The following is a 9,930-nucleotide window of genomic DNA, read 5'->3' on the forward strand; positions in this document are numbered from 1 at the left end:
AATGAACTATAAAGAGATAGTAAAAGATGTTTTACTAACTGAAGCTAAGGAGTTAGAGTTAGCTTCAAACTCTATTTTTTTTGAGATAGAAGAGATTGTTGAATTAATTGTAAAGTCTAAAGGTAAATTAATTGTAACTGGCGTTGGAAAATCTGGTCTAGTTGGTGCAAAAATTGCTGCAACACTTGCAAGTACAGGAACTAGCTCATTTTTCTTACATCCAACAGAGGCTATGCATGGAGATTTAGGAATGATAGGAAAAGAGGATATTGTTCTTGGAATCTCTTATAGCGGGGAGAGTGAAGAGCTAATTCAAATCTTACCTCATTTAAAGAGATTTAATATTCCACTAATTGCTATGGCAAAAAATCCTAACTCAACTTTAGCTAAATATGCAGACTATTTTATAAATATAGCTGTTACAAAAGAGGCTTGTCCTCTTGATACTGCTCCAACTTCATCAACTACTTTAACTATGGCTATGGGTGATGCTCTTGCTGTATGCCTTATGAAAAGAAGAGATTTCAAAAAAGAGGATTTTGCCTCTTTTCATCCAGGTGGAAGCCTTGGAAAAAAACTTTTTGTGAAAGTAAATGACCTTTTAAGAAAAGATAATTTACCTATAGTTTCACGTGAAACTATTTTAAAAGATGCAATTATTACAATGAGTGAAGGAAGATTGGGTTCAGTAATTATTGTTGATAAAGATGAAAAAGTTGTTGGATTATTAAGTGATGGTGATTTAAGAAGAGCACTTATGAAGTCTGACTTCTCTATAGATTGCACAGTTGAAACTATTGCAACAATGAATCCTAAAACTTTTGAAGATGAAAATCTTTTGGCAAGTGATGCTTTACAAATTATTGAAAACTATAAAATTCAACAATTAATTATCACAGATAAAAATAAAAAACTTCTAGGAGTTTTACATATCCACGATTTATTAGAGGCTGGTATAAAATGAAAAAAGAGTTAGATAAAAAAGAGCCTTATGAAATTATGAGATTAAATAAGTTTATATCTCATAATAGTGGCTATTCAAGAAGAGAAGCCGATACTCTTATTGCTGAAGGTAAAGTTAGAGTAAACAATAAAGTTGTAAGCAATTTAGCTACAAAAGTAAAAACAACAGATAAAGTTGAAATTGGTAAAAAAATAATCAAAGAAGATAAAAATAGAATGTACACTGTAATCGTTTACAATAAACCAAAAGGTGAAATTGTAAGCAAAAGTGATCCTCAAGGAAGAAGAACTATTTATGATAGCTTAGAGAGCAAATATAAGCACTTTATGAGCGTAGGGCGACTTGACTATGCTAGTGAAGGACTTTTGCTTTTAAGTGACAGTGTAGAGGTTGTAAATGCACTAATGCATTCAAATTTAGAGAGAGTCTATAAGATTAAAGTAAATGGTTTTATAACTCCTAAAGTTGAACAAGCTATGCAAAGTGGAATTACAATTGAGGATGCAACAAAAGGTGCATATAAAAATACAAAGATAAAATCAATGAATTTTGCTCCATTTTTAGCTTATGATATACAAACAAATACAGAGAAAACTTCTAAAATAAAAGTTGTAATAAATGAGGGTAAAAATAGAGAATTAAGAAGATTTTTTGCACACTTCGGACTAACTGTTATGGATCTTAAAAGATTAGAGTATGGAGGAGTTAGCCTCAATAACCTTCCTAGTGGAAAATCAAGATTTTTGACAAAAGAGGAGTATAAAAATCTTAGAATTTTCCTAAATGAAGAGAATAATGACTGATTTGTCAAATAGATACAGACCAACAAATCTTGAAAATTTTGTTGGTCAATCCCATATAATTGGTAAAGATAAAGCACTTTATCAACTTATTAAAAACAAAGAGATTCCACATCTATTTTTTTATGGAAAACCTGGAACTGGAAAAACTACATTAGCTAAAATCATTGCAAAAGAAGTTGGAACAGATTACTACTACTTTAATGCAACAACATTTAAAATTGAAGATTTAAGAAAGGTATTTGAAAGATATAAAAATAGTTTTATTAAGCCTTTAATTTTTATTGATGAAGTTCATAGATTATCAAAAAATCAACAAGAGGTTCTTCTTCCAATAATGGAAAACTATGATGCAACTATAATTGGAGCAAGTACAGAGAATCCTTTTTTTACTTTAACATCTGCTATTCGTTCAAGATCATTTTTATATGAGTTTTTACCATTTACTTATGATGAGATGGAAAATATTTTGAAGAGTGTTTTAAAAGATATTGATATTAATTTATCAAGTAAAGTTAAAGATTACTTGATATATTCAAGCTCTGGAGATGCCAGAGCTATGCTTACTCTATTAAACTTTGCATATAAAGTAAATCAAAATATTTCAATAGATACTTTAAAACAATTAAGAGCAAATGTAATAGGAGATGGTGTAAGTTCTAGTAGTTCGCACTATGATTTAGCAAGCGCAATGATTAAATCTTTAAGAGGTTCAAATATTGATGCATCTTTATACTATATGTCAAGATTAATTGATGGTGGGGAGAGTGTTGATTTTATAACTAGAAGATTTGTAATTTTTGCAAGTGAAGATATAGGAAATGCAAATCCAAATGCTTTAAATCTTGCAACAAGTACAATGCTAGCTTGCAATAAAATAGGCTATCCAGAATCTAGAATTATTTTAGCTCAATGTGTAATATACCTAGCCTCTAGCCCTAAATCAAATAGTGCGTATAAAGCTGTAAATAAAGCACTTGAACTGATTAAAAATGGTAAAATATTAGATATTCCAAAACATTTAGATTCACAACATATTGGATACCTATATCCCCATGATTTTGGTGGTTATGTAGAGCAAGAGTATTTAAAAGAGGATTTGAAACTTTATGAAAATCTAAATATTGCTTATGAAAAAACTCTAAATGAGTGGATATCAAAGATAAAAAATATAGCGAAATAGGAGAAGATTATGGAGTATTACAGTTGGATATTAAGTTTACATATAATAGCAGTTTTATCATGGATGGCAATGCTATTCTATCTTCCAAGACTTTTTGTTTATCATATTGAAAATATTGATAAAAAAGAGTTTGTTGAAGTTGTAAAAATTCAAGAGTTTAAAATATATAAATATATTGGTCATCCAGCAATGTGGGTAACAATATTTAGTGGAGTAGCAATGATTAGTTTAAATCCAGCACTTCTTACTCAAGATTGGTTTATTGCAAAGATATTTATGCTTATTTTACTTGTAGCTTACTCTTTATCTTTAGAGTATTATAGAAAGGCTTTATCTGAAGATAGATGTAATAAAAGTGGTAAATTTTTTAGAATGTACAATGAAATGCCCACAATGTTAGCTATTTTAATAGTTACTTATGTAATTACTAAAAACTTCTCAATACTTTTTTCATTTATAATTATTGCACTATTTGCGTTTATCTCTTATATGATTTTAAAACCTAAAAAGGTTAAATCATGAAATTTGAAAAATACTACCTTTTGGATACAAATATCCTTTTAGAAGATGCTACAAATATCTTTAAACTTAGTGATGAATCAAAGAATTTAATTATCTTAACAGAGACTGTTTTAGATGAGATTGATAGCAAAAAGAGTGGTTTTGATGAGATTAACTTTCAAGCTAGAGAGTTTGCAAGAATACTTGAAAATTCAAATATTATTGAATCAATAAAATATCAAGATAAAAAAATAGTAAGATTAAAGATAAAAAACAGATATGAAACCATCATAGATATAGTTTCAAAAGATGAGTACATAGTATCTAGCAAAAATGTATCAAGTAATATTTTAAATGATAGAAAGATACTTGAATTAGCTGTTGAGATAAAAGATTACTACAAAACAGAAGTTATTTTTATATCAATGGATATTATGGCAAGAACAAGAGCTGTAAGTTTGGATTTAAAAACTGATGCACTTCATGGTAAAGACAATATAGAGTTTAATCAAAAATTTATTAAAGAAATTGATATAAACTTCGAAGATTTGGAGTTTATAAACAATCAAAATATATCAAAATTTGATAAAGAGTATAAATCAAGTGATTACTCATATTGCTTTAAAGTTAAAAATTCAGATCAAATAGTTTTAGCCTCTATTCAAAATAAAAAAATAGTTATTTTAGATGAAGAAGAGGTTAGAAATCAAACAATAACACCTCTTAATAAAGAGCAACTATTTTTTTCAAATGCAATTATGACTCACTTTTTCAATGTTTTAATTGTTGAAGCAAAAGCAGGGAGTGGAAAAACTCTTTTGGCTTTAAGTGGAGCATTGAAACTAGTACGCCAAAAACATTTTCAAAAAATTATATATATAAGAAACTCAATTGAATCTTTAGATAAAGGTGAAGATGTTGGATATTTACCAGGTCTTGAAGAGAAATTTAGAATATATAATCACCCTTTAATGGATAGTTTAGATTATATAATTAGAAGTGAGCACAAAAAAAGAAGAAATAAAAAATCTGATACTGCTTACACACCTCTTGAAGATAGTGAAGTAACAGCAAGAATTGAGCAGATGATTTCAAACTACGGTATTGAGACTATGTGGGTTGGAGAGATGAGAGGAAGAACTTTATCAAATAGTTTTATAATTATTGATGAAGCTCAAAATATGTCCAATAAAACAATGCAAATGGTTCTGTCAAGGGTTGATAACTCTTGCAAAGTTGTAATTTTGGGTTCAAATAAACAAATAGATAATTTCTATGTAAACAGATATACAAACTCATTAACAACTCTTTTAAAATCTACTAAAAATGAGAATAATTTTGTAAATATTTTTGCAATAAAACTTGAAAAGGTATTAAGAGGTCCAATTACAGAGTGGGCCGAATCAATTTTTTAATAAACTATTTTAAAACCTAAACTTAAAATATTGTGTTATAATACATAATATTTTTTGTAAAGGAATACAAAATGTCTTTAATCCAGTACACTTCAGATGAAATGTTCTCAGCAACTGATTTAGTTAGAAAAAATAAATATATTTTTGACAAAATACAATCAAAAGAGATTCAAAAAGCTATAATTTTGAGAGATGGTAAACCATCTGCAATAATATTTGATTTTACAGAGTATGAAAAAATCATGAAAGAGTATTTAAGTTTAAAATCAAATACAACTGGAAAAACTTCTGATAAAATAGAGAAAATAAACAAAATTGGTGATAATGAAATTTCACAAGATGATTTTCAAATTGCTTTAAAAGAGATTGAGAAGTTATCAGCTAATAGTGAATCAAAACTTGATAATGAATTAGTTGAAACAAATCAAAAATTGAATGATTTTTGGGAAAAATAGTAGATGTTTCACGGGAAACATTTACTATTTATAGATAGACTCTCTTATACCACAAAGAGAATATAAATATTGAATATAAATGTTGTTTAAATTTATTTGAACTTGCTAGATTAAATATATGTTTTAAATAATCATCATTAAATAAATCTGTATTTTTATTAACTTCTAAAATAACTTCTAAAATATAAATTCCAAATTCATCTTGAAGCCACTCATTAAATGGAGAATTAAAACCTTTTTTTGTTCTATTTATAATTTCAACTGGAATATGATTTTGAGCAATTTTCTTAAGCAAATATTTGTTTGTATCTCCCATTTTCAGACTACTATCTATACTAAAAACATATTTTAATATATCATTATCCAAAAAAGGTGTGTGTAATTGCAAATTATTTGCTTTTGTAACTCTATAAGTTTTTGTTAAAACTGCATTTGAAACCCAAATTTTTAAATCTGTATAGCTCATATTATCTATAAAATCCTGTTTTGATGTTTCACCTTTAAATGTTGGAACTTTTTTAAATAACTTTCTTTTTTGAATATCATTGAAAACTTCACCAAATGAGTTATAAATAGTCTCTTTTTTTACAACTCTTCTTAAATATTCACTCTCTTTTGTGTTGTTTTGTAGTGCTCCTATTATCTCATCTAAAAAATCAAACTGATTTTTAGTCAAAGATTTTTGAAAATTATAGTATCTTAAAAATTTTGAATAGTTATCGTAACCAAAAAATAGCTCATCAGCTCCTTCTCCAGATAAGATATCAGTAGCACCAAACTCTTTAACACCCTTTAATAAGATATTTAAAGGAGTTGATGCACTATCAGCGTGAGGTTCATCAAAATTATCAAGTGAACTATAGAAATTATCAATATAAGTTTTTTTATTTAAAATAACTTCATGATGATTTGAATTTATAAAATTTGAAGTAATTTTGGCATATGGAAGTTCACAATAGTTTTTAAACTCACTATAACCAATTGAGAATGTATCTATTTTTCTTCCAGAAATCTTAGTATAAATTGATGCAATCAAAGAGCTATCAACTCCTCCACTTAAAAGTGAGCTAGGAGAGTTTTTAAGACGCTTTTCAATACTTGAATATAAAAGCTCTTCTAAACTCTTTAAGGCTGTATTTTCATCATTTATGGCTTTATATGTGTTGATTTTATAATATCTTTTTTTGATTAGCTCTTTATTTAATTCATATACAATATAGGTACTATCTTCTAGTTTATAAATATCTTGATAAAAAGTATCCTCGCCAAAAGTAGAAAAATATTGAATATATTTACTTAAAGCAACTTTATTCATTTTTGGTATATTTGATAAACTATTTAATATATCTCTTATTTGAGTTGAAAAATAGAATTTATCCTCTTTTATATAGTAGTATAAAGGAATATTACCAAATCTATCTCTAGCACAAAAATATCTATTATCTCGCTTATCATAAATACAAAAAGCAAAAATTCCATCAAGTTTTGTTAAAAAATCATATTTATACTTTAAATAAAAATCTTCTAACAATAAAAGATTATCACTTAAATTAAAAGAGTTTTTATTATATATTTCACCTTCAAAATATATAGTTAATAGTTCTGTATCTAATTTTTTCATATAAAATACTCAATAATCTCTATATAAAAATGTAAAATTCCTACAAAAATAGCAGATGAAACTAAAATTGTGGCTGCAACTTCACTTGGCTTAGTATTATAAACAACAGAAAAATTTACATTATTTACTGCTAGAGGCATCATTAGCTCCATAATTAAAATTGATGCTATCATAGAATTTAAATTTGTAAATCCTACAATAACTACAATACCTACAACTGGAAGTAGAATATGTTTTGCAAAACTTATTTGTAGGGATAATCTCCAAGGAATTGTTTTAACCTTCACACTATACAAATATGTTCCAAAAATGATTAATTGAAGAGTTAAAGATGTATAAGCTCCCATTTCTAAAGCAAAATCAAACTCCTTTGGAATTTTAAACTCAAAATAGTTAAAGGCTAAAGCAAAAATTGCAAACCAGATAACTGGAATTTTAAAGATAGATTTAACTGAATCTTTAAAATTAAACTTATCTCGTGCAAAAAAATAGATAGATATTGTGTACATAAAAAATATATTTGCAATATTGATTATACTTGTATAAGGAACTGATTCAACACCAAATAAAGCAATTCCTAATGGAATTCCTAAGTTTCCTGTATTTCCTATTAATGCTGTTGCTAAAAAAATATTTTCATCTGTTTTTGAAGAAAATAAGAATTTTGAGTACATAAGCATAAAACTAAGAGAAATTAACATTGATAAAAGAAAAAATAGTGGAGATAATACAAACTCATAATTAATTGGCTCTTTTGTTAATCCCCAAAAAATCATAATTGGTTGAAGAAAATATAAAGATAGTAGAACTAATGATTTTTCATCTATTTGAGTTTGTAGTCTTTTTTTTGCAAAAAAACCTAATAAAATAAAAAAATATATTGGAAGAACCGAAAAAATAGCTTCTATTTTAAAATCCTAAAAAATATAGTATAAGTAGAAAATCTACTTATACTGCAACTATACCTTTAATCATATAGTAAATTCCTGCAGCTAAAAGAGCTGAAGTTGGAACCGTAATAAGCCAAGCAGCAATAATTCTTTTTACTGCATCTCTTTTAACATATTTTGCACCTTTAGCTTTTTTGAAATCTTTTTTCTCTTGCTTAACTTGTGCTTCAATATCATCGATTTTTTTGAAAAGGTCAACAATTTTAATATAAGTGTTTTTAGTTTTGTCTTTTACAGCCTCTAATTTCGCAAGTTCTTGTTGAGATCTTTCTAAATCTTTTTTATGTTTTTTAAACTTCTCTCTAATATCTTGAACAAATTTTTTCTCAGTAATATCTATAGCCTCTCTTAAAAAACCAACTCCAAATACACCACCAATTGCAATATGAGTTGAAGATACAGGAAGTCCTAATTGACTAGCAAAAATAACTGTAACTGCTGTTGCAATTGCAACAGAGAAAGCTCTCATTTGATCAAGTTCAGTTATCTCAGTACCAACAGTTTTAATAAGTCTTGGGCCATATAAAACTAAACCAATAACAATACCAATTGCACCAACTAACATAATCCAAAAAGGAATGCTCGCACTAACCCCTGCTGTTCCTCCTGAATTTACTATTGCATCATTAATAGCAGCTAGTGGTCCAATTGCATTTGAAACATCATTTGCACCATGAGCAAAAGATAATAAAGCAGCACCAAATATAAGTGGAATAGTAAACAAAGTATTGATACTTGCTCTATCGTTTGTTAGATTTTTAGATGTTTGTGATACATATCTTTTCATTAAAAAATAAGAGACTACAGCAAATAATATACCAATAAATGAAGCTCCCCAAAAACCTATGTTTATTAGCTGTTTTAAACCCTTTAAAATTAAATAAGTTGTAAATGCCCATGTCATAATAGCAATTAAATATGGAACAAACTTATTAGCTTGTTCCAACATATTTTCTCTAAAAATAATCTGTTTTTTTATAAAAAATAGAAATGCAGCAGCTACAATTCCACCTAAAACTGGAGATATTACCCATGAAGATGCAATTTCAGCTAGGCTACCCCAATTTAGAATAGCAAAACCAGCACTTGCAATTCCAGCTCCCATAACTCCTCCAACAATTGAGTGAGTTGTTGAAACAGGTGCTCCAATAGATGTGGCAAAATTTAACCAAATAGCAGCTGCTAAAAGTCCAGCTGTCATAGCCCAAATAAATGAATTTGTATCACTTATCAAAGCCGGATCTATAATACCGCTTTTAATAGTATTTACAACGTCTCCTCCGGCAATAATTGCACCAGCACTTTCAAAAATAGCTGCAATTATAATTGCACCTGTTAAAGTTAAAGCTTTAGCTCCAACTGCTGGTCCAACATTGTTTGCAACATCATTTGCACCAATATTTAAAGCCATGTAAGCCCCAAAAATTGCACCAATAATTAAGAAAGTATTATCAGGAACTGTACCATGAGAAGAGTATGTCCAAAGAAAAACTGCTAGTAAAAATAGCAAAGAGAGAGTTAATTTAGCAAAACTTGAAAGAGACTTTTCGGTGGCACTTTCAATGGTCTTTATAGTTTTAATATCCATAAAATTTCCTTGTAATCAAATTGTAATAATAAGGGATTATATAATAAATACCCTTATTAAAATATTTTATGGGAAACTCTTTTTAATCAGCTCTTCTACTTCTAGGAGATCTATTTGATCCTGATCTCTCTTTAGAACCACTTGAGCTTCTTTGTCTTGACCTTGAAGCTCCAGCACCTCTACTACTTCTATTGCCTTGACCTCTACCTCTATGTCCTCTTCTATCATCATTTCTATCTGTAACTTTTGATAACATTTCAGTTAATCTTTTTAAATCAACTTCATTTTTACCAATATTGTTATTACCTTTTACATAAGTTTTTGAAGCAATAATTGAAGCTAATTTAAATGCAATTGTTGAAACATCAAACTCTTCTTTTAAACTTTCAACTAATTCAATTGCATAATCTTTTATCTCTTGAGTAATAATAGATTTTTTTAAATCATCTATTT

9 protein-coding genes and 1 pseudogene are annotated in these 9,930 nt (G+C 27.7%); 6 read left to right on the forward strand and 4 right to left on the reverse strand.

Annotated elements, in window-relative coordinates; genetic code table 11:
* The first annotated feature begins 1 nt into the window (after position 1).
* The 6 genes from WC168_RS02490 to WC168_RS02515 all read left to right on the forward strand — a co-directional run bounded on the left by WC168_RS02490 (position 2) and on the right by WC168_RS02515 (position 5,318).
* A complete protein-coding gene (locus tag WC168_RS02490) occupies positions 2–964 on the forward strand; it encodes an SIS domain-containing protein (RefSeq protein ID WP_066160693.1) in 963 nt (320 codons plus the stop codon).
* 35 nt (positions 965–999) lie between these two features.
* Positions 1,000–1,767 (forward strand): pseudouridine synthase, encoded by a 768-nt coding sequence (locus WC168_RS02495; RefSeq protein ID WP_372617355.1) that lies wholly within the window; start codon positions 1,000–1,002, stop codon positions 1,765–1,767.
* The gene (locus WC168_RS02500) at positions 1,760–2,947 is read left to right on the forward strand and encodes a replication-associated recombination protein A (protein WP_372617357.1); all 1,188 of its coding nucleotides are present in this window, start codon (positions 1,760–1,762) and stop codon (positions 2,945–2,947) included. Before WC168_RS02495 ends, WC168_RS02500 begins: the two co-directional genes overlap by 8 nt.
* A 9-nt stretch (positions 2,948–2,956) precedes the next feature.
* Positions 2,957–3,469, forward strand: a complete 513-nt coding sequence (hemJ, locus tag WC168_RS02505; RefSeq protein WP_372617345.1) for a protoporphyrinogen oxidase HemJ — start codon at positions 2,957–2,959, stop codon at positions 3,467–3,469.
* Complete coding sequence (locus WC168_RS02510; protein ID WP_372617347.1) at positions 3,466–4,863, forward strand: PhoH family protein; 1,398 nt, start codon at positions 3,466–3,468, stop codon at positions 4,861–4,863. Before hemJ ends, WC168_RS02510 begins: the two co-directional genes overlap by 4 nt.
* A 71-nt stretch (positions 4,864–4,934) precedes the next feature.
* Positions 4,935–5,318 carry a hypothetical protein gene (locus WC168_RS02515; protein WP_372617349.1) on the forward strand — a complete coding sequence of 128 codons (384 nt, stop codon included), beginning with the start codon at positions 4,935–4,937 and terminating at the stop codon, positions 5,316–5,318.
* Between the two features lie 28 nt (positions 5,319–5,346).
* Here WC168_RS02515 and WC168_RS02520 read toward each other — a convergent pair whose 3' ends face one another.
* The 4 genes and pseudogenes from WC168_RS02520 to WC168_RS02535 form a co-directional block, all read right to left on the reverse strand.
* Entirely contained in the window at positions 5,347–6,939 is a 1,593-nt protein-coding gene (locus WC168_RS02520; RefSeq protein ID WP_372617351.1) for an asparagine synthetase B, read from the reverse strand.
* Positions 6,936–7,847, reverse strand: a complete 912-nt coding sequence (locus WC168_RS02525) for an AEC family transporter (protein WP_082949073.1) — start codon at positions 7,845–7,847, stop codon at positions 6,936–6,938. The genes WC168_RS02520 and WC168_RS02525 overlap by 4 nt, the downstream gene beginning before the upstream one ends.
* Before the next feature lie 40 nt (positions 7,848–7,887).
* Entirely contained in the window at positions 7,888–9,477 is a 1,590-nt protein-coding gene (locus WC168_RS02530) for an inorganic phosphate transporter (RefSeq protein WP_372617353.1), read from the reverse strand.
* Between the two features lie 82 nt (positions 9,478–9,559).
* Positions 9,560–9,930, reverse strand: a pseudogene (locus tag WC168_RS02535) (DEAD/DEAH box helicase); the annotation flags it as partial.

This window comes from Aliarcobacter sp., from assembly GCF_041672065.1.
Classification (GTDB): domain Bacteria; phylum Campylobacterota; class Campylobacteria; order Campylobacterales; family Arcobacteraceae; genus Aliarcobacter; species Aliarcobacter skirrowii.